This window comes from Thermomonospora sp. CIF 1 (assembly GCF_001896795.1).
GTDB lineage: Bacteria > Actinomycetota > Actinomycetes > Streptosporangiales > Streptosporangiaceae > Thermomonospora > Thermomonospora curvata.
The window spans coordinates 344,818-371,593 of the sequence record NZ_MOYN02000022.1 but is presented as its reverse complement, the minus strand read 5'-3'; the positions used below and the strand labels follow the sequence as shown (position 1 = coordinate 371,593).

Annotated in this window: 22 protein-coding genes, 2 tRNA genes and 1 pseudogene; 17 read left to right on the top strand and 8 right to left on the bottom strand. The window is 72.0% G+C overall.

Translation table 11 applies throughout. From position 1 onward, the window contains the following. Positions 1–432: 432 nt before the first annotated feature. Positions 433–2,034 (top strand): citramalate synthase, encoded by a 1,602-nt coding sequence (cimA, locus tag BUE48_RS17620; RefSeq protein WP_012853861.1) that lies wholly within the window; start codon positions 433–435, stop codon positions 2,032–2,034. A gap of 28 nt (positions 2,035–2,062) precedes the next feature. After that, on the top strand, positions 2,063–2,347 hold the full coding sequence (locus tag BUE48_RS17615; RefSeq protein WP_012853860.1) for a GNAT family N-acetyltransferase: 285 nt from the start codon (positions 2,063–2,065) through the stop codon (positions 2,345–2,347). A gap of 46 nt (positions 2,348–2,393) precedes the next feature. On the opposite strand, the gene BUE48_RS17610 is transcribed toward BUE48_RS17615, so the two are convergent. Further along, entirely contained in the window at positions 2,394–2,756 is a 363-nt protein-coding gene (locus tag BUE48_RS17610) for an antibiotic biosynthesis monooxygenase family protein (RefSeq protein ID WP_012853859.1), read from the bottom strand. Between the two features lie 149 nt (positions 2,757–2,905). Between BUE48_RS17610 and BUE48_RS17605 the strand changes: the two genes are divergently transcribed. The 10 genes and pseudogenes from BUE48_RS17605 (at position 2,906) to BUE48_RS17565 (ending at position 12,598) form a co-directional block, all read left to right on the top strand. Then, a complete protein-coding gene (locus tag BUE48_RS17605; protein ID WP_041439957.1) occupies positions 2,906–4,231 on the top strand; it encodes a cellulose binding domain-containing protein in 1,326 nt (441 codons plus the stop codon). Positions 4,232–4,393: 162 nt separating this feature from the next. Beyond that, entirely contained in the window at positions 4,394–5,158 is a 765-nt protein-coding gene (locus BUE48_RS17600; protein ID WP_012853857.1) for a fumarylacetoacetate hydrolase family protein, read from the top strand. 192 nt (positions 5,159–5,350) lie between these two features. After that, positions 5,351–5,422, top strand: a tRNA-Gln gene (locus tag BUE48_RS17595). Between the two features lie 137 nt (positions 5,423–5,559). Beyond that, positions 5,560–5,632 (top strand) — tRNA-Glu (locus BUE48_RS17590). A 326-nt stretch (positions 5,633–5,958) separates the two neighbouring features. Continuing rightward, positions 5,959–6,165: pseudogene (locus BUE48_RS24525) on the top strand (aldehyde dehydrogenase family protein); the annotation flags it as partial. Between the two features lie 281 nt (positions 6,166–6,446). Further along, positions 6,447–7,652 carry an L-2-hydroxyglutarate dehydrogenase gene (gene lhgD, locus BUE48_RS17585; RefSeq protein WP_012853856.1) on the top strand — a complete coding sequence of 402 codons (1,206 nt, stop codon included), beginning with the start codon at positions 6,447–6,449 and terminating at the stop codon, positions 7,650–7,652. 502 nt (positions 7,653–8,154) lie between these two features. Next, entirely contained in the window at positions 8,155–10,458 is a 2,304-nt protein-coding gene (locus BUE48_RS17580) for an FdhF/YdeP family oxidoreductase (RefSeq protein WP_286990573.1), read from the top strand. Continuing rightward, a complete protein-coding gene (fdhD, locus tag BUE48_RS17575) occupies positions 10,446–11,300 on the top strand; it encodes a formate dehydrogenase accessory sulfurtransferase FdhD (protein WP_012853854.1) in 855 nt (284 codons plus the stop codon). The genes BUE48_RS17580 and fdhD overlap by 13 nt, the downstream gene beginning before the upstream one ends. A 159-nt stretch (positions 11,301–11,459) precedes the next feature. Next, positions 11,460–12,323 carry a universal stress protein gene (locus BUE48_RS17570; protein WP_012853853.1) on the top strand — a complete coding sequence of 288 codons (864 nt, stop codon included), beginning with the start codon at positions 11,460–11,462 and terminating at the stop codon, positions 12,321–12,323. 32 nt (positions 12,324–12,355) lie between these two features. Beyond that, positions 12,356–12,598, top strand: coding sequence for a DUF1918 domain-containing protein (locus tag BUE48_RS17565; protein ID WP_245536888.1), 243 nt, complete (start codon positions 12,356–12,358; stop codon positions 12,596–12,598). A 90-nt stretch (positions 12,599–12,688) separates the two neighbouring features. On the opposite strand, the gene BUE48_RS17560 is transcribed toward BUE48_RS17565, so the two are convergent. After that, entirely contained in the window at positions 12,689–15,073 is a 2,385-nt protein-coding gene (locus BUE48_RS17560) for a glycoside hydrolase family 65 protein (protein ID WP_286990572.1), read from the bottom strand. Between the two features lie 162 nt (positions 15,074–15,235). Between BUE48_RS17560 and BUE48_RS17555 the strand changes: the two genes are divergently transcribed. After that, positions 15,236–16,081, top strand: coding sequence for a universal stress protein (locus BUE48_RS17555; RefSeq protein WP_286990571.1), 846 nt, complete (start codon positions 15,236–15,238; stop codon positions 16,079–16,081). Positions 16,082–16,132: 51 nt separating this feature from the next. On the opposite strand, the gene BUE48_RS17550 is transcribed toward BUE48_RS17555, so the two are convergent. From BUE48_RS17550 to BUE48_RS17530, 5 genes are all read right to left on the bottom strand, one after another. After that, positions 16,133–18,328, bottom strand: a complete 2,196-nt coding sequence (locus BUE48_RS17550) for an MMPL family transporter (RefSeq protein ID WP_286990570.1) — start codon at positions 18,326–18,328, stop codon at positions 16,133–16,135. A 256-nt stretch (positions 18,329–18,584) separates the two neighbouring features. After that, on the bottom strand, positions 18,585–19,163 hold the full coding sequence (locus tag BUE48_RS17545; protein ID WP_012853848.1) for a TetR/AcrR family transcriptional regulator: 579 nt from the start codon (positions 19,161–19,163) through the stop codon (positions 18,585–18,587). A 142-nt stretch (positions 19,164–19,305) separates the two neighbouring features. After that, complete coding sequence (locus tag BUE48_RS17540) at positions 19,306–19,713, bottom strand: nuclear transport factor 2 family protein (RefSeq protein WP_012853847.1); 408 nt, start codon at positions 19,711–19,713, stop codon at positions 19,306–19,308. Continuing rightward, on the bottom strand, positions 19,713–20,249 hold the full coding sequence (locus tag BUE48_RS17535; RefSeq protein ID WP_012853846.1) for a nuclear transport factor 2 family protein: 537 nt from the start codon (positions 20,247–20,249) through the stop codon (positions 19,713–19,715). The genes BUE48_RS17540 and BUE48_RS17535 overlap by 1 nt, the downstream gene beginning before the upstream one ends. Before the next feature lie 89 nt (positions 20,250–20,338). Next, positions 20,339–21,214 (bottom strand): LLM class F420-dependent oxidoreductase, encoded by an 876-nt coding sequence (locus tag BUE48_RS17530; protein ID WP_012853845.1) that lies wholly within the window; start codon positions 21,212–21,214, stop codon positions 20,339–20,341. A 186-nt stretch (positions 21,215–21,400) separates the two neighbouring features. Here BUE48_RS17530 and BUE48_RS17525 point away from each other — a divergent pair, with 186 nt between their 5' ends. Next, entirely contained in the window at positions 21,401–22,291 is an 891-nt protein-coding gene (locus tag BUE48_RS17525) for an IclR family transcriptional regulator (RefSeq protein WP_012853844.1), read from the top strand. A 19-nt stretch (positions 22,292–22,310) separates the two neighbouring features. On the opposite strand, the gene BUE48_RS17520 is transcribed toward BUE48_RS17525, so the two are convergent. Further along, complete coding sequence (locus BUE48_RS17520; RefSeq protein ID WP_012853843.1) at positions 22,311–22,886, bottom strand: flavin reductase family protein; 576 nt, start codon at positions 22,884–22,886, stop codon at positions 22,311–22,313. A gap of 282 nt (positions 22,887–23,168) precedes the next feature. On the opposite strand from BUE48_RS17520, the gene BUE48_RS17515 reads away from it, so the two are divergent. The 3 genes from BUE48_RS17515 to BUE48_RS17505 are packed head-to-tail and all read left to right on the top strand — an operon-like array spanning position 23,169 to position 26,766. Next, a complete protein-coding gene (locus BUE48_RS17515) occupies positions 23,169–24,038 on the top strand; it encodes an alpha/beta fold hydrolase (protein ID WP_012853842.1) in 870 nt (289 codons plus the stop codon). Then, positions 24,035–25,714 carry an FAD-binding protein gene (locus BUE48_RS17510; RefSeq protein ID WP_012853841.1) on the top strand — a complete coding sequence of 560 codons (1,680 nt, stop codon included), beginning with the start codon at positions 24,035–24,037 and terminating at the stop codon, positions 25,712–25,714. Before BUE48_RS17515 ends, BUE48_RS17510 begins: the two co-directional genes overlap by 4 nt. Next, positions 25,711–26,766 carry a ferredoxin--NADP reductase gene (locus BUE48_RS17505; protein WP_012853840.1) on the top strand — a complete coding sequence of 352 codons (1,056 nt, stop codon included), beginning with the start codon at positions 25,711–25,713 and terminating at the stop codon, positions 26,764–26,766. Before BUE48_RS17510 ends, BUE48_RS17505 begins: the two co-directional genes overlap by 4 nt. The last annotated feature ends 10 nt before the right edge of the window (positions 26,767–26,776 follow it).

Here is a 26,776-nt window from a genome sequence, read left to right as displayed (position 1 = left end):
CCGACCGGCGGGATGCGCCGCTCGTCCGGCGCCCTTGGAACATCCCGCACCCACCGCCTCCGCGGGAAGGCCGCGTGGTCTGCGTTTCGGGAAGTTCCCGAACCGTGGACGCACCGCGCGCCCGGCAGGCGAAAACGCACCCTTCACCCGCCCAGTTCACCCCGCTTCACCTGCGGTGATGTGCTTTCGGCAGGGACGGCCGCCATGGTGTGGTCCGGCGGCCGGGCCGTCTCGATAGATGAGACGGATGTGACGGCCGCGTTAAGGCTGTGGTAGACAGGGTTCCGTTATGCGCCAGGGCCTGATCATTATTGGCCGGCGCGTCGGCATCTGACAGGACACCGCCGGCGCGCAGACCTCTCACGTCCGTGAGAGGTTTTTTGCTTTTCCGGGCACCGGACCTGCGCGCGGGCAACCGCGAAGGGAAGCTTGATGTACGGCGACGGGTTCCACGTCTACGACACCACTTTGCGAGACGGCGCTCAGCAGGAGGGCCTGAACCTCTCTGTGGCCGACAAGCTGGCGGTCGCGCGCCACCTCGACGAGCTGGGCGTCGGCTTCATCGAAGGCGGCTGGCCCGGTGCCAACCCCAAGGACACCGAGTTCTTCCGGCGCGCCCGCACCGAGCTGAACCTGAAGAACGCGCAGCTGGCCGCGTTCGGCGCGACCCGCCGGCCCGGCCTGAAGGCCGCCGACGACCCCCTGGTGGCCGCCCTGCGCGAATCGGAGGCGCCGGTGGTGACGCTGGTGGCCAAAAGCCACGACCGGCACGTGGAGCTGGCCCTCCGCACCACGCTGGAGGAGAACCTCGCGATGATCCGCGACACGGTCTCCCACCTGCGGGCGGAGGGCCGGCGCGTCTTCGTGGACGCCGAGCACTTCTTCGACGGGTTCAAGGCCAACCGGGCCTATGCGATGGAGGTCGTGCTGACCGCCGCCGAGGCCGGCGCGGACGTGGTCGCGCTCTGCGACACCAACGGCGGGATGCTGCCCGATGAGCTGGCCGAGGTGGTGCACGAGGTGGTCGGCGCCGGGGCCCGGGTGGGCATCCACTGCCACGACGACTCCGGCTGCGCGGTCGCCAACACCCTGGCCGCCGTCAAGGCCGGCGCCACCCACATCCAGGGCTGCGCCAACGGCTACGGTGAGCGCAGCGGCAACGCCAACCTCTTCACCGTCATCGGGAACCTGCAGCTCAAGCGGGGCATGCGGCTGGTGACCGACGAGCAGCTGGCGGAGATGACCCGCATCGCGCACGCCATCTCCGAGGTCACCAACGTGGCGCCCAGCCCGCAGCAGCCGTATGTGGGCGTGTCGGCGTTCGCGCACAAGGCCGGGCTGCACGCCTCGGCCGTCAAGGTCGACCCCGACCTCTACCAGCACATCGACCCGGCCCAGGTCGGCAACGACATGCGGATGCTGGTCTCCAGCATGGCCGGGCGCGCCTCGGTGGAGCTCAAGGGCCGTGAGCTGGGCTATGACCTGTCGGGGGAGAAGGCCCGCAAAGTCGTTGACAAGGTCAAGGACCTGGAGGCCCAGGGCTACACCTTCGAGGCCGCCGACGCCTCCTTCGAGCTGCTGCTGCGGGAGGAGCTGAACGGCGAGCGCACCCGGCACTTCGACGTGGAGTCCTGGCGGGTGATCGTCGAGCAGCGCCCCGACGGCGAGGTGATCAGCGAGGCCACCGTCAAGCTGCACGCCAAGGGCGAGCGCATCGTGTGCACCGGCGAGGGCAACGGCCCGGTCAACGCCCTGGACCGGGCGCTGCGCACCGCCCTGGAGCGGCTGTTCCCCGAGCTGGCCCGCATGGAGCTGACCGACTACAAGGTCCGCATCCTGGAGCTGGGCGGCCGCGGCACCGGCGCGGTGACGCGGGTGCTGCAGGAGACCAGCGACGGCGAGGCCACCTGGAGCACCGTCGGCGTGGACCAGAACGTGATCGCCGCGTCCTGGCAGGCCATGGAGGACGCGGTCACCTACGGGCTGCTGCGGGCCGGCTACGAAGCCGACACCGCCGGCCGCACCGGGGAATGAAAGGCCGCCGCCGGGCACTGACACCCGTATGAGCACACGGGTCAGTGACAACCCCGCCGCGAGCCGCTACGAGATCCACATAGCCGGCCGCCTCGCCGGGTTCGTCCGGTATCAGCCGCGCGGCGGCGCGGTCGCCCTCATCCATACCGAGGTGGCCGAGGAGTATGAGGGCCAGGGCGTCGGCAGCGCCCTGGCCCGCGGCGTCCTGGACGAGTTGCGCTCCAAGGGCGTGCGGGTGGTGCCTTTGTGCCCGTTCATCAAGGGCTACATCAGGCGGCACCCCGAGTACCGGGATCTGGTGGCCACGGACTGATCCGGATCCGCGGCCTTTCCCTTGGGCGGCTGCGTCGGGGTGCGGCTCAGCCCTCCTTGGGCTTGGGCTCGGCGCTCTGGATGACCTCAAAGCTCCACAGTTCCGCGTTCGAGGCCGCAGGGCCGCCGTGCCCGTGGCCGTGGCCGTGCCCCGCGGCCTCGGCGTCCTTGGCGGCCTCGGCGTGCCCCCGCTGGAACGCCTGGCTCTCGGTCCACTTCTTGAAATCTTCCTCGCTGCGCCAACGCGTGTACACCAAGTAACGGTCGGTCCCGTCCACCGGCCGCAGCAGCTCGAAGTGCTCAAAGCCGTCGGCCGACTCCACCAGCCCCGCCCGGCCGCTGAACCGGCGCTCCAGCTCGCTGCGCATCTCCTCGCTGACGGTCAGCACATTGATCTTCACGACCGACATCGTGATCTCCTTCCATGCAGTCGGAATCGACCCTACCCAGGGACGAATCGGGCGTTGGCCGGGGATTGATCATTGAGTGGGACGAACCCGTCGGGCGCGGCCGTCGTCGGATTGGTCGAACGTGCAGGGCCGTGTGGAAGGTGACGGAGTTGAGCACCGACGAACCGGGCTACGTCCCGCCCGACCACGAGACGACCGTGGAGATCCCGCTGCCCGGCAAGCCGCCGGCCGGACATCCCGGCCAGGCCGAGGACACCGTGGCCGACCACGGGCTCCCCGATGGCCGGGACGAGGCGGAGCAGACCCTCGCAGACCCGCCCGGCCCGCGGGCCGGCGGCGCCGCGCCGGATGCGACGGTGCGGGATCCGCAGGACCCCTGGGCGCCTGCGCGCCATGACCTCCCAGGCGATTCCGGGGAACGCAATGCGGAGGCCGGACAGGGAGAGTGGACCGAGCTGTTCGGCAGCGAGGACGCCCGCCGGGAGGCGGCTGCGCCCCAGCCCTCGGAACGGCCCGCGGAACCGGCCGCCACGGCCTCACTCAGCCCGCTCGCCGCGGCGGCCGTGCCTCCCGGTGCCACCGTGCCCGACCGCGCGGACGCCTCCCGCCCGGAACCGCAGCCGGATGCACCGGATTCCACCGGTGCCCGGCCGTTGCCGCCGCCCATCGCCTCCCATGAACAGGCTTCCCCCGCGCCGGACGCGCAGGCCCCGGCGACCGATACGGCCCCCGCCGTGCTTCCGCTTCCCGACCGCCCCGTCGCCTCGGCGAGGCCGGTGAACGCCCCCGGCGCGCAGCGGCCGCCCGCGGGCGGCCGGCGCGGCTCACGGGCACCGCTGGCCGTGGCGGCGGCCCTGGTGCTGCTCTTCGCCGTGGTCGCCGGGGTGTCGGCGCTCACCCTGATGCGCGGCGGGAAGGACGGCGAGGCGACCACCGCCAAGCCCCCGGCCGGCGGCGCCTCCAGCGCGCCCGGTGAGGACGGGTCCGGAGGGACCGGCGCGCCGGCGGGAGAGGCGCCACCGGGAGCGGGCGGCTCCGGCGTCCCCGCACCGGCGCAGGACGCCCCGGCGCCCGGGGCGTCACCGCAGGACGGCGCGCCGGCCCCCGGGCGGGCGCCGGCCGACCCCACGCCGCCGCCTCGCGACCCCATCGGCCCGGTGCTGCGCGGCAAAGGGCTGACCTACCAGCTCGTCCAGCACGATCCCGGCTACTACGAGGGACTGCTGATCATCACCAACCACGGTGCCGAGCCCATGCGGGAGTGGACGATCACCTTCGAGACGCCCGGCGCCGACGTCAAGCACGTCTGGGGCGGTGAGCTGGTGCGCGGCGGCGACCGCGTGCAGATCCGCAGCCTGGACGGCGCTCCGCAGATCCCGCCGGGCGGCACCTGGGAGGTCCGCTTCGGCGCCGCCGGCAGCCCGGTCGAGCCGAGGAAATGCCGCTTCAACGACCGCGAGTGCGGCCTGGAGTGAAAGCGGCCGCAAGGCCCCGCGGCACCGGTGAAAGGGCTTCGGTGAGCTCCCATGGCGGAGGCCGGGCGACGGAAGATGCGCGGCACTGAGCGAAAGCCCGTCAGAACAGATGACTAGGCTTCCCAGTGTTGATGTCCGCGCTTTGAACTACGGGGCGACAGGTTGCGTATCGCAAGGTTCTCCATCGGTGACGAGGTGGCCTTCGGCGTGGTCGAAGGCGACACCGTCGCCGCCATCGCCGCTCATCCGTTCGGGGAGATACGGTTCACCGGGGCTCGGTTCCCGCTTGAGAAGGTGCGGCTGCTGGCGCCGATCCTGCCCAGCAAGGTGGTGGCGATCGGCAAGAACTACGCCGAGCACGCCCGGGAGATGGGCAGTGAGCCGCCGGCCGAACCGGTGATCTTCTCCAAGCCGTCCACCGCCGTGATCGGTCCCGGCGAGGCCATCGCCTACCCGCAAAAGCTCACCCAGCGGGTGGACTACGAAGGGGAGCTGGCCGTGGTGATCGGCCGGATGTGCCGGGAGGTGCCGGCCTCCCGGGTCCCGGAGGTGATCCTCGGCTACACCTGCGCCAACGACGTCACCGCCCGCGATCTGCAGCAGCGCGACGGACAGTGGACGCGGGCCAAGGGCTTTGACACCTTCTGCCCGCTCGGCCCCTGGATCGAGACCCGGGCCGACCCGTCCGACCTGGCCATCACCACCACCGTCAACGGGGAGGTCCGCCAGTCGGCGCGCACCTCGCAGCTGATGCACGATGTGCCCGCGCTGATCGAGTACGTCAGCCAGGTGATGACCCTGCTGCCCGGCGACATCATCTTGACCGGCACCCCGGCCGGGGTGGGGCCGCTGGAGATCGGGGACGAGGTGTCGGTGACCATCGAGTCGATCGGCACCCTCACCAACCGCGTCGCCGCCCGCGACTGACGGCTTTCGCGGCCGGCGTCCTGCCGCCGGCGGGACGCCCCGCACCGGCCCGTCCCCGCCGGCGCGACGGGACGGCGGGCGGCTTTCCCCGGATTCTCTCCCCGCCGGGCGGCAATCGTTTTGGTAGCCGCTCCCAGAGTCCGGTAAGCTCATCCATGCGCGAGCGGGACTCCCGGAGTCCCGATACGCCACTGGGGTATGGTGTAATTGGCAGCACGACTGATTCTGGTTCAGTTAGTCTAGGTTCGAGTCCTGGTACCCCAGCTGGGTCACCCGGCCCCGGCCGGCAGACCCGCTCCCAGACCCCGAACGGATCTGAAGAACCGATTCGAGTAATGGGAAAAGGTCCGGTAAGCTGGACCCGGCCCGAGCGGGAAACCGCAAAGGCAAAAACAAGGCAGGCCCCCGTCGTCTAGTGGCCTAGGACGCCGCCCTCTCAAGGCGGTAACGGCGGTTCGAATCCGCTCGGGGGTACGGCAGACCGCAGGTTGGATTGGCATATCCGGCCTGCGGTAGTTGTTTTCCAGAGGGATTCACCCCGCGTCCCCTGAGAACGAGCGGGTTCCCAACAGACCGTCCGGCGGTCCATCGCCACCAGGACGCACATCCGCGGCGGCGGGACGCAGCGAGAACTGCAGATCTCCCTTACCGAAGGGGAGATCGCCGGTGTCACCGGCCTGGTCGGGCTGTGAGGGGGCGCCCTACCTGATGGCCGGCGTGCACCCCATCAAGGTCGGAGATCCACGAATTGGGGACCGCCGGTTCGACTTGGACGGAGACCGGCTCTGTTGCATGCCGGTGTGGGGCTCGTCCCAGAACGCCGCGCCACCGGACAGGGCGCCCGGGCCGGGCTCGGCGAGGGGACGCCGCAGGATGCGGCCCTGGCCAATGGCTGCTGCGTCAGCCCCGCGACCCTGACCGGCGCCACCGCGGACATGGACATCCGGCGGCACGAAGTGTTCGGCCCGGTGCCGGTGGTGTTTCCCGTCGATGACACGACGCAGGCCACCGCGGCGGCCGGCGGCTCCGTCCGCGGCGATCTCCACCCGGGACCTGTCGGCCGCCCACCGCTTCACCGAAGAAGCCGAGTGCGGCCAGGCGGCGGTCAACGCCCCCGCCTCCGGCCGGGACGCGCACCATCCTTCGGGGGATCCGCGACTCCGGATCGGCGTTCAAGGGACAGGGCTCACAAGCCCTCCGCTTCTGCACGCGCGTCAAGACCATCACGATTCACTACTGAAGCCGGAGGAACCCCCTTCGAGGGCAATCGACAGAACGGGAACGCGGTATGGCTGACGAGGTCATCGGCATCGTCGGGGCCGGGATCATCGGCCTGGCGATCGGCCGGGAGATCACCCGGCGCAGGCCCGGCACGCGGGTCGTCGTCATGGAGAAGGAGGACCGTGTGTCCGCCCACCAGACGGGCCACAACTCCGGCGTCGTGCACGCGGGCATCTACTACAAGCCGGGCAGCCTCAAAGCCAGGCTGTGCACCCGGGGCAAGGAGATGCTGCGCGAGTACTGCACCGAGCGCGGCCTGCCGTATGAGGAGGTCGGCAAGCTCGTCGTCGCGGTCACCCCCGAAGACGTCACCCGGATGAACGCGCTTTACGAGCGCGCCGACACCAACGCCGTGCCCGGGCTGCAGCGCCTCGGCCCCGCGGGGATCAAGGAGATCGAGCCGCACGCCCGGGGACTGGCCGCACTGCACTCGCCCCGGACCGCGATCACCGACTTCGTGCGCATCGCCGAGTCCTTCGCCGAGGACATCGCGGCGGCCGGGGGAGAGGTGCGGCTGTCCTTCCCCGTCACCCGCATCACCGAGGCCGGCGGGAAGCTGGAGGTCGGCTCGCTGGAACGGTCCGTGCGAGTGGACCGGCTGATCGTCTGCGCCGGCATCCACACCGACAGGGTCGCCGCGCTGGCCGGGGACGAGCGCGAGCCGCAGATCGTCCCGTTCCGGGGCGAGTACATGATCGTCTCCGACGAGAAGAAAGACCTGATCCGCGGGCTCATCTACCCCGTGCCCGACCCCCGCTACCCCTTCCTCGGCGTGCATTTCACGCGGCGGGTCAACGGCGTCGTGGACGTCGGCCCGAACGCCGTCCTCGCCATGGCCCGTGAGGGCTACCGCCGCTCGAACGTCTCCTTTGAGGACCTGCGGGAGATCGCCGCGTGGCCGGGTTTTTGGCGCATGGCGCGCCGCCACTGGGTCACCGGTGTCAAGGAAATGTACGGCTCTCTTTCCAAGCGGGCCTATATGCGGGCGGCGCAGCGGTATGTGCCCGCGATCGGCCCCAAGGACGTCGTGCGGGGACCTGCGGGCGTGCGCGCCCAGGCCCTGGACCGGGACGGCTCCCTGGTCGAGGACTTCCGCATCAACCGGCTCGGCCCGATCACCACGGTGCGCAACGCGCCCTCGCCGGCGGCGACCTCGTCCATGGCGATCGCCGAGTACGTCGTGGACGTCTTCGACGGGAAAGACCCCTCATGAATCCCGTGGCGAACGCGCCGGCCAATGCGATAACCGCTGGCACGTCACAGCCCTCCTGGAAGAGGGAACCTGTCACGGCTTCTCTCTCAGGTTCCCTGTGCCACTGGGACGCCGAACGGGCACGAGCCGACCACCGGCATCGTCTGCCCCAGCGAGAGAGCACCTGGCAGGCCCGTGGATCTCCCGGCCCGGGGAAGGAGACGCCGTCCGCTTCCCCGGGCCCTCGCCGAAGCACAGCCTCCGCCGGAGACACCCCAGGCGTTCGTGCACGGCGAGGCGGGCTTTATCAAAGAGCCGCGGCGGTTGCCGCTCATCGAGTGGGGAATCCCTAAAAAACAGGTTTCCATCTCCGGCCGGGCCAGGATGAAGGCGGCCGGCAGGCCACCGAGCGGGAGTGGAATCGCCGGGTCGAGCAGGGGCAAAGGGCGGCCTGGGCGGCCGGTGGAGGAGGGGCGGCCTCCACCGCGGCGGGCCGCGACCGTGGACGCGACGGGAGAGACCGGTGAGCAAGAACGAAGAGCAGGACCGGGAACGGCTTTCGGTCAGTGCCCCCAAGGACTGGGCGGCCGGGCTCCCCGGCGTCGTCCACGCCCTGGAGTACTCCCTGGGCCAGACCTCGGTGCGGCGGACGGCTCTGACGCTGCTGAACGCCAACCAGGCCCAAGGGCTGGACTGCCCGGGATGCGCCTGGCCCGAAGGGCCGCGCCGGCACAAGAACGAGTACTGCGAAAACGGCGTCAAGCACATCACCGACGAGGCGACCTCGCGCCGGGTGGGTGCGGACTTCTTCCGCCGCCACCCCGTCTCGGAGCTGGACGGCAAGTCCGACCAGTGGCTCAACCAGCAGGGCCGGCTCACCGAACCGATGATCAAACGCCCCGGCTCCGACCACTACGAGCCGATCGGCTGGGACGAGGCGCTGCAGTTGGTGGCCGATGAGCTGCGCACCCTGGGCGACCCCAACCAGGCGATCTTCTACACCTCCGGCCGGCTGAGCAACGAGGCGGCCTTCCTGCTGCAGCTGTTCGCCCGCGCCTTCGGCACCAACAACCTGCCGGACTGCTCCGACATGTGCCATGAGTCCAGCGGCTGCGCCCTCACCGAGACGCTGGGCGTCGGCAAGGGCAGCGTCGGGCTGGAGGACTTCCACCGGGCCGACCTGGTCTTCGTCGTCGGGCAGAACCCGGGCACCAACCACCCGCGGATGCTGGCGACGCTGGAGGAGACCAAACGCCGCGGCGGCCAGGTGATCGCGGTCAACCCGCTGCCGGAGGCGGGCCTCAAACGCTTCAAACACCCCCAGAAGGTGCGCGGGATCGTCGGGCGCGGCACCCGCATCGCCGATGTGTTCCTGCAGATCAGGCCCGGCGGCGACCTGGCGCTGTTCCAGGCGCTCAACATGCTGCTGCTGCGGGCCGAGGAGGAAAGCCCCGGCACGGTGCTGGACCGGGAGTTCATCGACGCCCACACCACCGGGTTCGAAGAATTCGCCGCGCACGTCCGGCGGGTCACCTGGCCGCAGGTGCTGGAGGCCACCGGCCTGAGCCGCGAGCAGATCGAGGACGTGCACGCCCGGGTGCTGGCCAGTGAGCGGATCATCGTGTGCTGGGCGATGGGGCTGACCCAGCACCGGCACGGGGTGCCCACCATCCGGGAGATCGTCAACTTCCTGCTGCTGCGCGGCAACATCGGCCGTCCCGGCGCCGGGGTGTGCCCGGTGCGCGGGCACAGCAACGTCCAGGGCGACCGCACCATGGGCATCTGGGAGAAGCCGCCGAAATGGCTGCTGGAGGCGCTGGAGCGGGAGTTCGGCTTCACCCCGCCCGCCGAGCCCGGCCTGGACACCGTCAACGCCATCCGCGCGATGCGCGACGGCCGCGCCAAGATCTTCATAGGGGTGGGCGGCAACTTCGTGCGGGCCACCCCCGACAGCCGCGTCACCGAGCGGGCGCTGCGGTCCTGCCGGCTGACCGTGCAGATCTCCACCAAGCTCAACCGCTCCCACACCGTCTGCGGCCGGACCGCGCTGATCCTGCCCACGCTGGGCCGCACCGACCGGGACGTGCAGGCCTGCGGCGACCAGTTCGTGACGGTCGAGGACTCCATGAGCCAGGTGCACGCCTCCCGGGGACGGCTGCAACCCCCCTCCGGCACGCTGCTCAGCGAGGTCTCCATCATCAGCCGCCTGGCCCGTCTCACCCTGGGCGACCGGCCGGACCTGCCGTGGGAGGAGTTCGAGGCCGACTACGACACCATCCGCGACCGGATCGCCCGCGTCATCCCCGGTTTTGAAGACTTCAACGCCCGGGTCCGCGAGCCCGGCGGGTTCCGGCTGCCCAACCCCGTCAACAGCCGCACCTTCCGCACCCCCAGCGGCAAGGCCGTCTTCACCTGCAACGCCTTCACGATGCTGAAGGCGCCCAAGGGGCACCTGATCCTGCAGACGCTGCGTTCCCACGACCAGTGGAACACCGTCCCCTACACCTCCCACGACCGCTACCGCGGCATCCGCGGCTCCCGCCGCGTCGTGCTGGTCAACCCCGCCGACCTGGCCGAACTGGGAATCGCCGAGGGAAGCACGGTCGATCTGGTGAGCGTGTGGGAGGACGGCGGCGAACGCCGCGCCCCGGCCTTCACCGCGGTGCCCTACCCGACCCCGCGCGGCTCGGCCGCCGCCTACTACCCGGAGACCAACGTCCTGGTCCCCCTGGACAGCGTGGCCGAGCACAGCAACACACCCACCTCCAAGGCCGTCGTGGTCCGGCTGGAGCCGGCGGGGGAGCGGAGCGCGGCATGGGCCGGGTGACCGCGCTGCGGCCGGTGCTGCGCGTCCGCGCCGAGCGGCGCTCCCACCGCCCCGACACCCTGGCCGTCGAGGAGCCCATGGAGATCCGCGTCGGCGGCCGGGCGCTGACGGTGACCATGCGCACTCCCGGGGACGACTTCGACCTGGCCGCCGGGTTCCTGGTGGCAGAGGGAGTCGTCCGCGCGGCAGAGGACATCGCCGGCATCCGCTACTGCGCGGGCGCCACCGCCGACGGCGCCAACACCTACAACGTCGTCGACGTGGCGTTGGCGCCCGGCGTGCCGCTGCCGGAGACCTCGCTGGAACGCAACTTCTACACCACCTCCTCCTGCGGCCTGTGCGGCAAGGCCGGCCTGGAGGCGGTGCGCACCACCGCGCCGTGGGACCTGACCGCAGACGACCTGCGGGTGTCCTGCCGGACCCTGGCCCTGCTGCCGGAGCGGCTGCGCGCCGCCCAGCGGGTGTTCGACAAGACCGGCGGCCTGCACGCCGCCGGCCTGTTCGCCCCCGACGGCGAGCTGCTGTGCCTGCGCGAGGACGTGGGACGCCACAACGCCGTCGACAAGGTCATCGGCCATGCGCTGCGCGCGGGGCGGCTGCCGCTGCGCGGCACGATCCTCATGGTCAGCGGCCGGGCCTCCTTCGAGCTGGTGCAAAAGGCGGTCATGGCGGGCATCCCGCTGCTGGCGGCGGTCTCGGCGCCGTCCTCCCTGGCCGTGGACCTGGCGCGGGAACAGGGCCTGACCCTGGTCGGCTTCCTGCGCGGCTCCTCGATGAACGTCTACACCGGCGCCGAACGGCTGCCGCCGCACCGCGGCCCGGCCCCCTCGGCCGTCTCCTGAAAAAACCCGGCGCCCCGGCGTTTGTGCAGCGTATCGGGGTTTTCGCGGCGCATTGCGGCAGGGGCCGAAGGTCCCATGGGCGTGTGACCTACGCCGCTGCCTGCGGCATGGGACGGCGGTTCACCCTGGAGTCAGAGGAGCTGACACCAGGAGCTGAACATGTCGAAGCTTTCCGATCCCGTCGTCGTCGGCACCGACGGCTCCGAAGCCGCCGACCGCGCTGTGGAGTGGGCTGCCGACGAGGCGGCCAGAAGGCATCGGCGGCTGCACATCGTGCACGCCGCGCAGCCCTGGGTCCCCGTGGCGCCGATGATGGCCCCGACCGAGGTGACCGTGGCGCTGGAGGAGGCCGGCAAGGAGATCCTGGAGGAGGCCCGCGAGCTGGCCTGCGACCGGCACCCGGAGCTGAAGGTCACCACCCAGCTGGTGCTGCGGTCGCCGGGCTATGCGCTCAGCGAGCAGGCCAGGTCGGCGTTCGAGATCGTCATCGGGCACCGCGGCGTGGGCGGGTTCTCCCGGCTGCTGCTGGGCTCGACCGGGCTGCGGGTGGCCGGCCATGTGCCCGGCCCGGTGGTCATCGTGCGCGGTGACGCCGGCCGGACCGGCGGGGACGTGGTGGTGGGGGTCGATCCGGGCGGCGAGTGCCGCACGGCGCTGGAGTACGCCTTCGACGCCGCCGCGCTGCGCGGCTCCCGGCTGCGGGTCGTGCACGGCTGGCGCCCGCCGGCGGTCACCGAGACGGGGTATGCGATGAATCTGCGGGACGCCGAAGAGGAGATCCGCTGGGCGCTGATCCGGGCGACCGCCCCGCTGCGCAAGAGCCACCCCGACATCGAGGTGGTCGAAGAGGTCGCCTACGACCATCCGGTCGCCGCGCTGACCGACGCCTCCCGCACGGCCGGCCTGGTGGTGGTGGGGGCCCGGGACCGCCACGGGCTCGGCGCGATCCGGATCGGCTCGGTCAGCCACGGCGTGATCCACCACGCCGACTGCCCGGTCGCCGTCGTCCGGCCGCGCTCTTGAGAGCGGAAGAGAAAACGCGTGAGGGGGACGCGATGAACAGGACCGCACACCGGCCGCACGGGGGAGCGACGATGCGGGCCGCCGCCGGAGACCGGCTCGTCATCGTCCGGTCGGGGCTGCACGAGCCGGTCCGCGACGGCGAGATCATCGAGGTGATCGGGCCCGACGGCACCCCGCCCTACCTGGTCCGCTGGGCCGACACCGGGCGGACCAGCCTCATCTACCCGGGCCCGGACGCCAGGGTCGTCCACTACGAGCATCCCGAGGACGGGTGAGAGCACGCACGCCGGGCGGTGTCGGCCTGCGGCGCCCGGCGCGCGGTGGGGCGGTCCTGCGGGGCCGCCCCGGCCAAGGCCGCAAGGGCCCTACAGCGGGACCTCCCAGCAGCCGCCGGGATCGATGACGGCCGAGCGGCCCGCATGAGCGACCCGGATGGGGGAGGCGGCGCTGGGCCGCACCCGCACCCGCAGCCGTTCATGGTCGCAGGCCAGATCGATGCCCCAGTGGCCCCGGTAGCGCAGGCCCAGCCGCAGCGCGGTGATCTCCTTGGGCGGGCGGGGGTCGATGCACAAGGTGTCGCCGCAAGTGGAGATGCCCGCATAGCAGCGCTGGACGAGATCGACGGTGCCGGCCATGGCGCCCAGGTGGATGCCTTCGGCGGTGGTTCCGCCCTGGATGTCGGCGATGTCGCTGTGCAGGGCCTCCTGGAAGAACCGCCAGGAGTCCGCATCGCCGGTGCGGGCCAGGATCCAGGCGTGCACCACCGCGCTCAGCGATGACCCGTCGCAGGTGCGGGGCAGGTAGTAGCGGATCGTCCGGGGGATCAGGTCCGGGCCGGGGTCGACGCCGAGCCCGGTGAGGACGGAGCCGAGTTCGCCGGGCGACAGCAGGTAGCACAGCATCAGCACGTCGGGCTGTTTGGACGCCTTGTACCGGTTGACGGTGTCGCCCTCGGCCTCCAGGATCCGGTCCAGGCGGCGGATGTCCCCATAGCGCGCCCGGTAGCCCTCCCAGTCGAGCTCTTCCAGTTCCCCGTAGCCTTCGAACTGGCTGATCACCCCGTCGTGGAAGGGCACTTTGAGCTTGCGGGCGACCTCCTCGAAGTGCTCCAGCTCCCCGCGGGTCAGCATCAGGTCCTCCCGCAGCTCGGCCTCCCGTTCCGGCGGCAGCAGCGCCAGCACCTCCAGGGCCCGGCGCAGCACCCAGGCGGTCATCACGTTGGTGTAGGCGTTGTTGTCCAGGCCGGGCTCGTCGCGGTCCGGGTAGGCGTCGTGGTATTCGTCGGGTCCCATGACGCCGCGGATCTCATAGCGGTCCTCGACCCGGTTGTAGACGGCCAGGTCGGCGAAGTAGCGGGCGATCTCCAGCAGCATCTCGGCGCCGTACTCGGCCAGGAACTCGGTGTCGCCGGTGGCCTCGTGGAAGCGCCACACGTTGTAGGCGATGGCCAGCCCCACGTGGCGCTGCAGGTGGGTGTGGTCGGGCAGCCACCGCCCCGAGCGGGGGTTCAGGTGCAGCCGCTGGGTCTGCTCGGTGCCGTCGCTGCCGCTCTGCCACGGGTAGCAGGCGCCGCGCAGGCCCGCCCGGCGCGCCGCCCAGCGGGCCTCCGGCAGCCGGCGCCAGCGGTACATCAGCAGCGCCCGGGCGATCTCGGGGAACCGCATGGCCAAAAACGGCAGGATGAACAGCTCGTCCCAGAACACATGCCCCCGGTAGGCCTCGCCGTGCAGCCCCCGCGCCGGAACGCCCACGTCCAGGTCCACCGAGTGCTCGGAGACCGTCTGCAGCAGGTGGAACATGTGCAGGTTGAGGATCCGCTGGGTGTCGTCGTGGTCCACGCGGATCTGGCAGCGCCGCCACAGCCGGTCCCAGGCCAGCACGTGCCGTTCCAGCAGCTCATCGAACGAGCCGGCGCGCTCGGCCCAGCGCCGGGCCGCGATGGCGCACTCTTCGATCGCATGGTCGCGCGAGGTGGCGATCGCGGCGACCTTCTCCACGGTGACGGGGGTGCCCTGGACGGCATCCAGGGACAGCTCCCAGGTCGCCGCCTGCGGTTCGCGCAGCAGCCGGCGCCCGGTCTCGGCGGCGCTGCGCACCCGCACCGCGGTGGCGACGCCGATCCGGGAGGTGACCGTCGTGGTGCGCAGGCACAGCACGTCGCCGTGCTCGCAGATCTCATCCACCTCCAGGTGCCGGTTGCTGAACCCCCGGTAGCGGGCCACGCCCGTGTTGCGCACCCGGCCGTCCAGCCGGCAGCGCACCTGCAGCGGGCCGCTCCAGTTCTCCGGCAGCACCGCGGTCTCCATCGCCGCCAGGTGCGGCTGGTCCATCGACACCAGCCGGCGCTGGGTGATCTGGGTGCACCGGCCGGCCGGGTCGGTGAGGCGGACGATCCGGGTCAGCACCCCGCGCCGCATGTCCAGCTCCTGCCGGTAGGACAGCAGGTGCCCGGCGCGGTGGGCGGCGTCCAGGTCGAACCAGGGGCCCTCGGGGCCGATCCGGAAGGTCAGCGCCGTCCAGTCCGGGGTGTTGACCAGGTCTTCGTTGTCCACCGTGCGGCCGGCGACCTGCGAGGTCAGCCGGTTGTAGACACCGGCCACATAGGTGCCCGGGTAGTGGACGCCGTCGGCGACCGACTCCGGGGCCGCTCCGCGGGTGGCGAAGTAGCCGTTGCCCAGCGTGCACAGCGCCTCCTTGACCCCTTCGGCGGCCGGGTCGTAGGAGTCGTAGGACAGCAGCCAGCGGCTCATCGTCGCTCACCCCCGTGCCCCGCCTCCTACCCCCGCCCGGCTGTCTTTCGCATCGCCGCGGGCCGATTGCCGGACGGAGATGCGGGCACAGGACCAACGACTCTGGGTACCGGTCGTCCCGGCGAGGTGCCATGGAGGTGTGGGAACGACCGAGGAGGCGCGATGGGGCGCTATGCGCAGGTGCTCGTCGGTTACGACGGGACGAAGGAAAGCGAGCTGGCCATCAGATGGGCGGTGGAGGAGGCCCGCAAACGCCGGCTGGACTTGACGGTCTGCCACGCCTGGCGCTGGCCGTACCCGATCAGCTACATCGACTACGAGGGCGTGGCCATCGTCAAGCGGATGGGGCGGCATCTGCTGCAGCACGGCGTCGAGCTCGCCGAGAGCCTGGCCCCCGGCCTGAAGGTGCACCAGCGCCTGGTGGACGGCCCCGCCGTGCCGGCGCTGCTGCACGAGGGCGCCGAGGGGATCATCGTGCTCGGCTCGCATGAGCGGGAGGAGCTGCCGGTGGGGTCCTCGGCGCTGCAGGTGCCGGCCCACGCCCGCGGCCCGGTGCTGGTGGTCCGGGCTCCCGGCACGCCGACCGACGGCCGCGTGGTGGTCGGGGTGGACGACTCGCCGGGGTCGCAGGCCGCGCTGGAGTTCGCCTTCGAGGAGGCGGCGCTGCGGGGCTGGCAGGTCGAGGCGGTCTCCGGGTGCTGGGAGCCGGGCGGCGTGGCCGGCACCGAGATCGCGCTGTTCGCCGACCGGGAGAAGCTGGAGCAGGTGTGCGGCGCCCGGCTGCAGCGCGCCGTCGCCCCCTGGCTGGTGAAGTACCCGCAGGTGGCGACGCGCACCTCGCTGGTGCTGGAAGAGCCCCGGCGGGCGCTGCTGGGCGCGGCCAAGGGCGCCGACATGGTGGTGGTGGGCGCCCGCGGCGAGCGCGGCCCGAACCTGCAGCCGCTGGGCGCGACCGCGATGGCGATGCTGCAGATGGCGCCCTGCACGGTGGCGGTGGTGCATCCCTGAACGGCGGCGGGCCGCCCATGATCCATGGACGGCCCGCGCGAGCGGCCTCTTTCACACGCCGCTGACTTGCAGCTCCCGCTGCGGCTGCGGTGCGGCCGGAGCGGGACGGTTGAGCTTTTCGCCCTCCACGTCCACCTCGGGCAGCACCTTGTCGAGCCGGCGCGGCAGCCACCAGGCGGCCTTGCCGAGCAGGGCCAGCACCGCCGGGACGATGGTCATGCGCACCGCGAAGGCGTCGAAGAGCACGGCGATGGCCAGCCCGAAGCCGATCATCTTGACCATCGGGTCGGAGAAGCCGATGAAGCCGGCGAACACGCTGATCATGATGATGGCGGCGGCGGTGACCACCCGGGCGCTGTGGGCGAAGCCGGTGACCACGGCCTGCCGGGCGTCCTCGCCGTGCACGCAGGCCTCGCGGATCCGGGTGACCAGGAAGACCTCATAGTCCATGGCCAGCCCGAACACCACGCCGACCAGGAAGATCGGCATCATGCTCATCACCGGGCCGGTGACCTCCACGCCCAGCGGGTCCTTCAGCCAGCCCCACTGGAACACCGCCACCACGGCGCCCAGCGAGGCCAGCACCGACAGCAGGAAGCCCAGCGCCGCCTTGAGCGGGACTAGCAGCGAGCGGAACACCAGGATCAGCAGCAGGAAGGCCAGCCCGACCACCAGCGCCAGGTAGGGGATCAGCGCGTCGTCGAGCTTTTGCGACATGTCGATGGCCACCGCGGTCTGGCCGGTGACCAGCACCCGCGCCCCGGTGGCGGCCTTGACCTCGGCGGCGGTGCCGCGGATGGCGCGCACCAGCTTTTCGGTGCGGTCGTCGGCCGGGCCGGAGGCGGGGATGACGGTGATCATCGCGGTGTCCCCGGCCCGGTTGAAGGCGGGCGGCAGCACCGCGGCCACGTTCGGCATGCCGCTGATCTGCTGGGCGACCCGGGCGGCGGCGCCCTGGGGGTCCTTGGCGCCGGCGGCGTCCACCACGGTCACCAGCGGGCCGTTGAAGCCGGGACCGAAACCCTTCGACAGCAGGTCATAGGCCCTGCGCTGGGTGGTGGAGGCCGGCTGGGAGCCGTCGTCGGGCAACCCGAGCCGCATGTCGGCGGCGGGAATGGCGATCACGCCGAGCGCGGCGACGGTGACCAGCAGCACCGGCACCGGGAAGCGCAGCACCAGGCGGGCCCAGCGGGCGCCCAGGCCGTCCCCTTCGGGCCGGGCGCCCTTTGCGCGCCGGGAGCGGGGCAGCACCTTGTCGCCGGCGAATCCCAGCAGCGCGGGGATGAGGGTGAGCGCGACCAGCACGGCGACCACCACCGCGGCCGCGGCGGCCAGCCCCATCTTGGTCAGCAGCGGAATGCCGACCACCGCCAGGCCGGCCAGCGCGATGACGACCGTCAGCCCGGCGAACACCACCGCCGACCCGGCGGTGCCGGTCGCCCGGCCCGCCGCCTCCGCCGCATCGCGCCCTTCGGCCAGCTCGGCGCGGTGGCGGGAGACGATGAACAGGGCGTAGTCGATGCCGACCGCCAGCCCGATCATGGTCGCCAGGATCGGGGTGGTGTCGTCCAGCTCCAGCGGGGCGCTCAGCGCGGTGACGGCCGCCACCGCCACCCCGATGCCCACCAGCGCCGTCAGCAGCGGCAGCCCGGCGGCGATCAGCGACCCGAAGGTCACCAGCAGCACCACCGCCGCGACCGCCACGCCGATCGCCTCGGTGGCGCCGCCCTCGGGCGCGGCCGACAGGGCGTCCCCGCCGACCTCCACGGTCAGGCCGCCGCCGCGGGCCTTGTGCACGGCCTCCTGCAGCGCGTCGCGGTCGGCCTCGCTCAGCTCGATCGACGGCACCCGGTAGGAGACCTGGATGTAGGCGATGGAGGCGTCCGGGCTGATCGCCTTGGCCCGGTAGGGGTCGGTGACGGCCTGCACCTTGGGCAGCGCCTGCAGCTCCGCCAGCGCCTTGTGGACTTCGGCCCGGGCCGCCGGGTCGGTGATCTTCCGGTCACCGCGGGCCTGGAACACCACGCGGGCCGTGGCGCCGTCGGCGTTGCTTCCGGGGAAGCGCCGGTCCAGCAGGTCGAAGGCCTGCTGGGCCTGGGTGCCGGGGATGGAGAACTGCCCGGAGGCCGCCGGCGGCGCCAGGAAGGCGGCGGCCGCGGCCGCCGCCAGCAGCACCGCCCACACCAGGGCGACCAGCCGTCTTCTGCGGAAGGCGAAGCGGCCCAGCCGGTAGAGCAACGTGGCCATCGGTGACGAACTCCCGTCGAGATCGATGCTGGGGAAGGGACACAACGGGGTGGAACGGCCGCGTCCGCGGGGCGCGGGTGCGCGGCGACGCCGGCCGGTCACCGGCATGCGCGACGGCGCGGAGTGTGTTCTCCGGCCGCCGGGCGGGGGAGAGGGGATCGAAGATCAGTCGCCGGCGGCACGGCCCGGAGCGGCTGTGCGGCCGCCAGGGGGCCGGCGCGGGGAAGGCTCGGGGGAGCCGGCGGGCGGACGCCCGTCAGGACAGCCCGAGGGCGGGCAGCACCGCGGCGTCGATGTAGCGCACCAGGTAGGCGGCGTCGGCGTCGCGGTCCTCCACCAGGGCCCGTCCCACCATGGCGCCCAGCACCATGTGCGGGACGAACTGCGCGGCCGGCACGTCCGGGGCCAGCTCGCCCCGCCGCACCGCCCGGTCCAGCATCCCGCGCAGCGCGGTCAGCTCGGGTTCGACCAGCAGCGCCCGCACCGCCTGCAGCAGCTCGGGGTCCTGGTGCATGGCGTGTCCCAGCGCCCGGACCAGCTCCATGTCGCGCAGCGCCACCTCGCCCAGGCGCCGGGCCAGCTCCCGTAGGTCGCCGGCCAAGGTCCCGGTGTCGATATGGGTGATCGACACCGGTTCGGCGTGCCGCAGCGCGCTGGCCACCAGTTCCGGCTTGCCGCGCCACTGCCGGTACAGCGTGGCCTTGCTGGAGCGGGCGCGGGCCGCGATCGCGTCCATCGTCAGCGCCTCGTACCCGACCTCGCGCAGCAGGTCGAGCACCGCCGTGAACAGCTCTTGTTCCCGCTCCGGCGACAGTCGGGTCCGACGCTCTGCCACGAGGACCGACTCTACCGTTACGACCCCCTCTCAATGAGTACGAAACGGTTTCGTACTCATTGAGGATAAAAGCCGGGCCGGTGCCGCACGGAGCTTTTCGAAGGGTGAGCTGAGTCTCTCTTTCCGCCCGGCCACCGGGGGATCAGCCCGGCCGCAGCACCCCGAAGTCGCCGAACTGCATGGTGATCTGGAACGTCCGGGAGGTCAGCAGCCAGCCGCCGGCGGTGCGCACCCAGCGGTCGTCGTACTCGCCGAAGCACTCATAGTGGCGGCCCTCCATGGGGCCGGCGCCCAGGTGCATGACCCGCGCGTAGGTCAGCGACCGCGCCCGGTCGCCGTCGATGCGCACCCGGTGGTTGCCCAGCAGGTGCTGGGACGGGCCGCAGCCGCCCAGATGGCGGCGGACGACGGCGACGATCTCCGCCCGTCCGGTGCGGCCGTAGCCGGTGGCGTCCTCGGTGAACATCGCGCCGATCGCCGCCCAGTCCCGGCGGTCCAGCGCGGCGGCCAGTTCGGCCAGCCGCTCGATGATCTGCTCGCGGTCGCCCATCACGCCCGTGGCCCCTGCGGCAGGTGGCGCACCGCGCCGGGGAAGCAGGAGGCCAGCAGGTCGGGGGACTCCTTGCGGCCGTCCAGCACGCGGTTGGTGCGCTCGACGGCGCGCCAGCCGGCCGCGGTGCGGCGCAGCCGCCAGCGGTTGGCGGTGGCGCGGCGCAGCGTGAAGCCGTCCGGGGTGTTGACGATCATGAGGGTGTAGCCGACCGCGGTGGCCTCATCGCCGTCCACCGTGACGTGGGGCGGGCCGATGAAGTGGGCGCAGCCCCCGGCGATCCAGCCCTGGTGGTTGCGGGAGCGCACCATCGCGGCGATCTCCCGCCGCCCGTTCATCAGCAGCTCGTCGACGTCGTAGACGCCCTCGGGCTCCCACAGCTCGGCCACGGCCTGCGCGCAGCCGCTGTCGACCAGCGGGCCATAGGACAGGATCAGGCGGGTGATCTCCCGCTCGTCCTCCAGCAGCCGCAGCCGCTCTTCCAGCGCCCGCAGCCGCTCCTCCAGCGCCTCCCGCCGCGGCTCGGCGTCGGCCATCGCAACCTCCTGACGACTTGCTCGGTAGGGGCGGGCCGGACGAGCGCGGCGCGGGCTCGTCCGGCCCGGGGTGCAGCCGGAGAACGGGGTCAGTCCCCGGCGAAGGACAGACCCTGGCTCTGGCCCAGCTCGCGCAGGGCGGCCAGCTGGTCGCAGTAGTGGTCGGCCGAGGTGGCCGTCAGGCGGACGCCGGCGATGGTCGCGCCGGCCTTGCGCAGCCGCTCCAGCGCGGTGCGCGCCGCCTCGGGGGAGCCGAGCGGGTCCAGCGGGCGGCCGGGGCTCAGCACCACCTCGAAACCCTCGGGCGCGTCGGCCTTGGCGAGCATCTCGGCGAGCGTGTCCAGGGGCAGGCCGAAGGGGACCCAGCCGTCCCCGAGCGTGACGGCGCGGCGCAGCGAGCGGGCGGTGCGCCCGCCGATCCAGATCGGCACCCGCTCGCGCACGGCGTGCGGCTCGACGACGAAGCCGGAGAAGTCGTAGTGCTCGCCGTGGAAGCTCGGCTCTCGCCGGCCCCAGGCGGCGCGCAGCGCGGCGATGGCCTCGTCGGCGCGCGGGCCGCGGCCTTCGAAGGGGGCGCCCAGCAGCGCGAACTCCTCGGCCAGGCTGCCCACGCCCAGCCCGAGCACCAGCCGCCCGCCGCTGACGCGGTCCAGCGTGCCGTAGCGCTTGGCGATGGCCAGCGGGTGGTGGTAGCCGAGCACCAGCACCTGCGTGGCCAGCCGGATGCGGCGGGTGCGGGCGGCCAGGTAGCCGAAGGTCGCCAGCGGGTCCCAGTAGACGCCGCCGCGCTGCGCGGCGGCCTCGGTGGGCACGGCCACATGCTCGCTGCAGGTCAGGTGGTGGTAGCCGAGCCGGTCGGCGGCCTCGGCGATCCGGCCGAGCTCCTCGATGCCGGCGCTGTGCTCCCACGGGGAGTGTGCTCCCGGCGGCTGGGCCACCACCGGTGTGACGATGCCGATGCGCATGTGCCCCCCTCCAGGCTGTGACAAGAAAACGTTCTAGTAGCAACGTCCGCGCTGTCTCGTGAGGCGTCTCACTCAACGGAACGGACAAAGCGCCATAAACACGACATCAACTGGTGTCTTCCCTGGGAAGAGACTGCTTGCTAGATTCGTGTCACAAGAATTCATTTCAGTCGTCTGGGAGGTGCGATGAGCGAGTCCACGGCAGCCCCCGCAGTGCGCCGCGACCCGCCGCCGTCGATGGTCGAGCGAATGACCTTGATCCTGGACGCCTTCACCGGCCGCTCGGTCCGGCTGACCCTGGAGGACGTGGCACGGCACACCGGCCTGCCGCGCTCGACCGCGCACCGCATCCTCGACCAGCTGGTCCGCCAGCGCTGGCTGGAGCACAACTCCTACGGCTACGCCCTCGGGCCGCGGGCGCTGAGTCTCGGTGGCCGGGACGGCGGGCACGGCAAGATCCGCGAGGCCGCCGCGCCGCTGCTGCACGAGCTGCAGATCACCACCGGGCTGGTGGCCCACCTGGCCGTGCTGGACGGCGCCCACGTCTTCTACCTGGACAAGGTCGGCGGACGGTTCGCCAGCTCGGTGCCCTCCCGGGTCGGCGGACGGGCCCCGGCCCACTCCACCGCGCTGGGCAAGGCGATGCTGGCCTGGCTGGAGCCCGAGCAGGTCGACGCCCGGCTCGGCGGCGCCCTGAACCGGCTGACCAACCGCACCATCGGCGAGCTGGCCACCCTTCACCAGGAGCTGCACCGCATCCGCCGGCGCCGCGGCCTGGCCTTCGAGCGGGGCGAGACCTTCCCCGGCATCGCCTGCGTGGCCGCCGCCATCCGCGGCCCCGAAGGGCCGGTGGCCGGCATCTCCCTGGTCGGCGACATCCGCACCCCGCTGGAGAACGTCGCCCCGCTGGTGGCCGCCGCCGCCCGTGAGGCGTCCCAGACCCTCTTCCCGTCCACGGCGCCGGCGCGCCGCCCCCGCGCCCGGCGGGCGGAGTTCGCCCCGCCCGCCGAGGACTCCTGGTCTCCCGAGACGCTGAACCGCCTGCTGGCGATGGACGGCCGCGGCGAGTGGATGTGACCGCGGCGCTGCGGTGACCTCAGCCCCACCGATCGCCCCTGGCCCACGGGTCGGGGGCGATCGGGGCGTCCGGCTCGTCGATGCCGAACCGGCTGCGGAAGAACAACAGCGGACGCCGCCCCTCGTTCCCCGGGGGACGCTCACAGCTCAGCACCCGTCCGATCACCACGTCGTGGTCGCCGGCCACGTGCACGTCCTGCACCACCGCGTGCACGCGCAGCAGCACATCGGGCAGCGCCGGCGCGCCCCACGGCGACGGCTCCCACTCCAGCCCCTGGAACTTGCGGCCCTTGCTCGACCCGAAGCGCTCGCACAGCTCCCGCTGGTCCTCGGCCAGGATGTTCACGCAGAACCGGCCGCTGGCCCGGATGCGCGGCCAGGACCGGCCGCGGTGATCGGCGCAGAACAGCACCAGCGGCGGCTCCAGGGACACCGACGCAAACGACTGGCAGGCGAAACCCACCGGCTCGCCCCCGTCGAGGCCGGTGACCACGGTGACGCCGGTGGCGAACTCGGCCATGGCCCGCCGGAACTCCACCGGCGCGGGCGGCGCGGCGTGACCGGGATCGGTGGTGATCGCTGGCTCGGCTGGCATGGATTCCCCTCGGGTGCTCGGCGGGCCGCGTCGGGCGTTGACGATCAGGAACGTAGGCCGCCCTCGTTACCGAGGGAAAGGGCATCCCGTTGAGTGGAAGACCACTCTTCATCCCCGCCGCCGCGCCTTCGACGAGCGCCGGCCGCTCCCCATCCGCCGCACCGCCAGGACCGGTCACAACCCCCGAATCAGGCGCGTCCCGCTGATCGGGATCGTCGCGGCGGCCTTGACAAGGCGCTGGTTACGTTCCCGGCAAGTCACCTGCGAAGGACTGAGAGACCTATGACCACGGAGCTGACCTACGAGTCGACGTTGCGCGAACTCGCCACCGACCAAGGGGTGCTGCGTTACCACGAGGCGGGCGAGGGACCGCCGCTGCTGCTGTTGCACGGCTCCGGGCCGGGCGTCACCGGCTGGCGCAACTTCCGCGGCAACCTGCCGGTGCTGGCCGAGCACTTCCGCTGCCTGGTGCTGGAGTTCCCCGGCTTCGGGGTCAGCGACCCGACCGACCAGCACCCCATGCTGGCCGCCACCGGCGCGGTGCTCCGCTTCCTGGACGGGCTGGGCCTGCAGCAGGTGGACGTGATCGGCAACTCCATGGGCGGCATCGTCGGCACCCAGGTGGCGCTGGCCCACCCCGACCGGGTGCGCCGGCTGGTCACCATCGGCGGCATGGGCCGCAACATCTTCAGTCCTTCGCCCGGCGAGGGCATCAAGCTGCTGATGGAGTTCACCGACGAGCCCAGCCGCGAGAAGCTGATCCGCTGGCTGCACTCCATGGTCTACGACCCCAAGATCATCACCGAGGAGATGATCGAGGAGCGCTGGCAGCAGGCCACCGACCCCGACACGCTGGCCGCCGCCCGCCGCATGTACGGCAGCAAGGCCTTCGCCGCCAACGCCAAGGCCCAGGCCGCCTCCGACACCCCGCCCTACTGGGCGATGCTGCACAAGCTCAAGGCCAAGACCCTGATCACCTGGGGGCGTGACGACCGGGTCAGCCCCGTGGACATGGCGCTGCTGCCGATGCGCGCCATCCCCGACGTCGAAGTGCACATCTTCCCCAACTGCGGCCACTGGGTGATGATCGAGCAGAAGGAGGCCTGGGAGAGCGTGGTGCTGGCCTTCCTGACCCGCAAGGACGCCGCATGAGCGCCGCGGGCAACGGCTGGGACGCCGAATACGACCTGGTCATCGTCGGCAGCGGCGGAGGCGGCATGGCCGCCGCGCTCACCGCCCACGACGAGGGACTCAAGCCCCTGATCGTGGAGAAGGGCAAAAAGTACGGCGGCAGCACCGGCATCTCCGGCGGCGGCATCTGGATCCCCAACAACCCCACGCTGCGCGCCAAGGGCCACAACGACAGCCGCGAGTCCATCCTGCGCTACCTGGAGCAGCTCACCCAGGGCCGCGTGCCCAGGGCGCGCCTGGAGGCGTTCGTGGACAACGGCCCGGCCGCGATGGAGGTGCTCGAAAAGAGCAAGTGGGTCAAGTTCTTCTGGACCAAGGGCTACTCCGACTACCACCCCGAGCTGGAGGGCGGGCGCCCGATGGGACGCTCCATCGAGGCCAAGCCCTTCGACACCCGCAAGCTGGGTGAGGACGAAAAGTACCAGCGGCCCAACAACCTCAAAGGCCCCCTCGGCCTGTGGATCACCGCCAAGGACTACCGCGACCTGGCCATGGCCAAGCGCACCTGGCGGGGCCGCAAGGCCTCCCTGGTGGCCGCCTGGCGGGTCTCCTCCAACCTGATCCTGCGCCGCCACATGGCCACCGGCGGGCGCGCCCTGGTCGCCCGGCTGCGCATGGCGCTCAAGGACGCCGGCATCCCGCTGTGGCTGCAGACCCGCATGACCGACCTGATCACCGACGAGCGCGGCGCCGTCGTCGGGATCGAGGTCGAACGGGAGGGCAAGACGCTGCGGCTGCGCGGCCGCTACGGCGTGCTGCTGGCCACCGGCGGCTTTGAGCACAACAACGAGATGCGCGCCAAGTACCTGCCCGAGGGCGCCCGGGAGAACTACGCCATGGGCGCCCGGGAGAACACCGGCGACGGCATCCAGGCCGGGATCAAGCTCGGCGCCGCGCTGGACCTGATGGACGACGCCTGGTGGATGCCGGCGCTGCGGCACCCGGCCGGCGCGGTCATCCCGCTGCTGTCGGAACGGGCCATCCCCCGGCAGGTCATCGTCTCCCCGCAAGGGAAGCGCTTCACCAACGAGTCGGCCCCGTACGTCAACTTCGTCCACGACCAGCTCGCCGGCGGCCACATCCCCGCCTGGCTGGTGATGGACGCCAAGGCCCGCGCCCGCTACCCGTTCGCGCAGATCCTGCCGGGCGCGCCGATCCCCAAGAGCTTCTTTGAGGCGGGGATCGCCTTCAAGGCCGACACCCTCACCGAACTGGCTGAGAAGATCGGCGTCCCGGCCGACGCGCTGAACGAGACCGTCACCACCTTCAACGGCTACGCCCGCACCGGCAAGGACCCCGAATTCGGCCGCGGCGACAGCGCCTACGACCGCTACTACGGCGACCCCAACCTCAAGAACCCCAACCTGGACGTGATCGACACCCCGCCCTACTACGCCTTCCGGCTGGAGATCGGCGACCTGGGCACCAAGGGCGGGCTGGTCTGCGACGAGCACAGCCGGGTGCTGCGCGAGGACGGCTCGGTGATCGAAGGGCTGTACGCCACGGGGAACACCTCCGCCTCGGTGATGGGCAACGAGTACGCCGGTCCCGGCGCCACCATCGGCCCGTCCATCGTGTTCGGCTACATCGCCGCCCGGCACGCCGCCGCCCGCGCCCGCCGGGAGGACCAGCGGTGAGCCGGGCCGGATCGCTGAAGGTGCGCGTCGTCGAGGTCGTCCGCGAGACCGCCGAGGCGCACACGCTCGTCCTGGAACCCGCCGAGGGGGACCGGGAGCGCTTCGCCTACCGGCCCGGCCAGTTCCTGACCATCCGGGTGCCCGCACCCGACGGCTGGGCGGCGCGCTGCTACTCGCTGTGCAGCTCGCCGCTCACCGACGAGCACCTGAAGGTGACCGTCAAACGGGTCGCCGGCGGGCTGGGGTCCAACTGGATCTGCGACAACGTCACCGCCGGGGACGTGCTGGAGGTGCTGCGTCCCGCCGGGACCTTCACCCCCTCCTCGCTGCAGGAGGACCTGCTGCTGATCGCCGGCGGCAGCGGCATCACCCCCATCATGTCGATCCTGAAATCCTGCCTGGCCGCGGGCGGCGGGAAGGTGACCCTGCTGTATGCCAACCGGGACGAACGCTCGGTCATCTTCGCCGGTGAGCTGCGCGCCCTCGCCGAGGCGCACGGTGAGCGGCTGACGGTCCTCCACTGGCTGGAGTCGGTGCAGGGCCTGCCCACCGCGGCCGGCCTGCGCGCGCTGCTGCGGCCCTACACCGACCGCGACGCCTTCATCTGCGGGCCGGCCGCGTTCATGGACCTGGCGACCGAGGCGCTGACCGGTCTGGGCGTGCCCGCCGGGCGGGTGCATGTGGAGAAGTACTTCTCGCTGGCCGGCGACCCGTTCGAGGCGGCCGGCGAGGACGCCATCTCAGACGGGGACAGCGGTGCGGCGGGTGAGGAGGACGCCGCCACCGTGGAGGTCGAAATCGACGGCGAGAGGCGGACCGTGCCCTGGCCCCGCTCCGAACGCCTGCTCGACGTGCTGCTGCGCGCCGGAGTGGACGCGCCGTTCTCCTGCCGTGAGGGCTCGTGCGCGGCATGCGCCTGCGTGGTCCTGGAAGGGGAGGCGTCCATGGACGTCAACACCGTCCTGGATGAGCGGGACCTCGCCGACGGCCTCATCCTCGCCTGTCAGGCGAGGCCGGTCAGCGACCGGCTGAAGGTCACCTACGACGGCTAACGACATCACG

What these genes read in the sequence shown, in the direction of transcription:
- BUE48_RS17615 (WP_012853860.1), top strand. Translation starts at nt 2,063, where the DNA reads ATGAGCACACGGGTCAGTGACAACCCCGCCGCGAGCCGCTACGAGATC.
- BUE48_RS17525 (WP_012853844.1), top strand. Translation starts at nt 21,401, where the DNA reads ATGAGCGAGTCCACGGCAGCCCCCGCAGTGCGCCGCGACCCGCCGCCG.
- BUE48_RS17565 (WP_245536888.1), top strand. Translation starts at nt 12,356, where the DNA reads ATGAACAGGACCGCACACCGGCCGCACGGGGGAGCGACGATGCGGGCC.
- BUE48_RS17555 (WP_286990571.1), top strand. Translation starts at nt 15,236, where the DNA reads ATGGGGCGCTATGCGCAGGTGCTCGTCGGTTACGACGGGACGAAGGAA.
- BUE48_RS17520 (WP_012853843.1), bottom strand. Translation starts at nt 22,886, where the DNA reads ATGCCAGCCGAGCCAGCGATCACCACCGATCCCGGTCACGCCGCGCCG.
- BUE48_RS17540 (WP_012853847.1), bottom strand. Translation starts at nt 19,713, where the DNA reads ATGGGCGACCGCGAGCAGATCATCGAGCGGCTGGCCGAACTGGCCGCC.
- BUE48_RS17570 (WP_012853853.1), top strand. Translation starts at nt 11,460, where the DNA reads ATGTCGAAGCTTTCCGATCCCGTCGTCGTCGGCACCGACGGCTCCGAA.
- BUE48_RS17610 (WP_012853859.1), bottom strand. Translation starts at nt 2,756, where the DNA reads ATGTCGGTCGTGAAGATCAATGTGCTGACCGTCAGCGAGGAGATGCGC.
- lhgD (WP_012853856.1), top strand. Translation starts at nt 6,447, where the DNA reads ATGGCTGACGAGGTCATCGGCATCGTCGGGGCCGGGATCATCGGCCTG.
- fdhD (WP_012853854.1), top strand. Translation starts at nt 10,446, where the DNA reads ATGGGCCGGGTGACCGCGCTGCGGCCGGTGCTGCGCGTCCGCGCCGAG.
- BUE48_RS17560 (WP_286990572.1), bottom strand. Translation starts at nt 15,073, where the DNA reads ATGAGCCGCTGGCTGCTGTCCTACGACTCCTACGACCCGGCCGCCGAA.
- BUE48_RS17510 (WP_012853841.1), top strand. Translation starts at nt 24,035, where the DNA reads ATGAGCGCCGCGGGCAACGGCTGGGACGCCGAATACGACCTGGTCATC.
- BUE48_RS17515 (WP_012853842.1), top strand. Translation starts at nt 23,169, where the DNA reads ATGACCACGGAGCTGACCTACGAGTCGACGTTGCGCGAACTCGCCACC.
- BUE48_RS17530 (WP_012853845.1), bottom strand. Translation starts at nt 21,214, where the DNA reads ATGCGCATCGGCATCGTCACACCGGTGGTGGCCCAGCCGCCGGGAGCA.
- BUE48_RS17550 (WP_286990570.1), bottom strand. Translation starts at nt 18,328, where the DNA reads ATGGCCACGTTGCTCTACCGGCTGGGCCGCTTCGCCTTCCGCAGAAGA.
- BUE48_RS17535 (WP_012853846.1), bottom strand. Translation starts at nt 20,249, where the DNA reads ATGGCCGACGCCGAGCCGCGGCGGGAGGCGCTGGAGGAGCGGCTGCGG.
- cimA (WP_012853861.1), top strand. Translation starts at nt 433, where the DNA reads ATGTACGGCGACGGGTTCCACGTCTACGACACCACTTTGCGAGACGGC.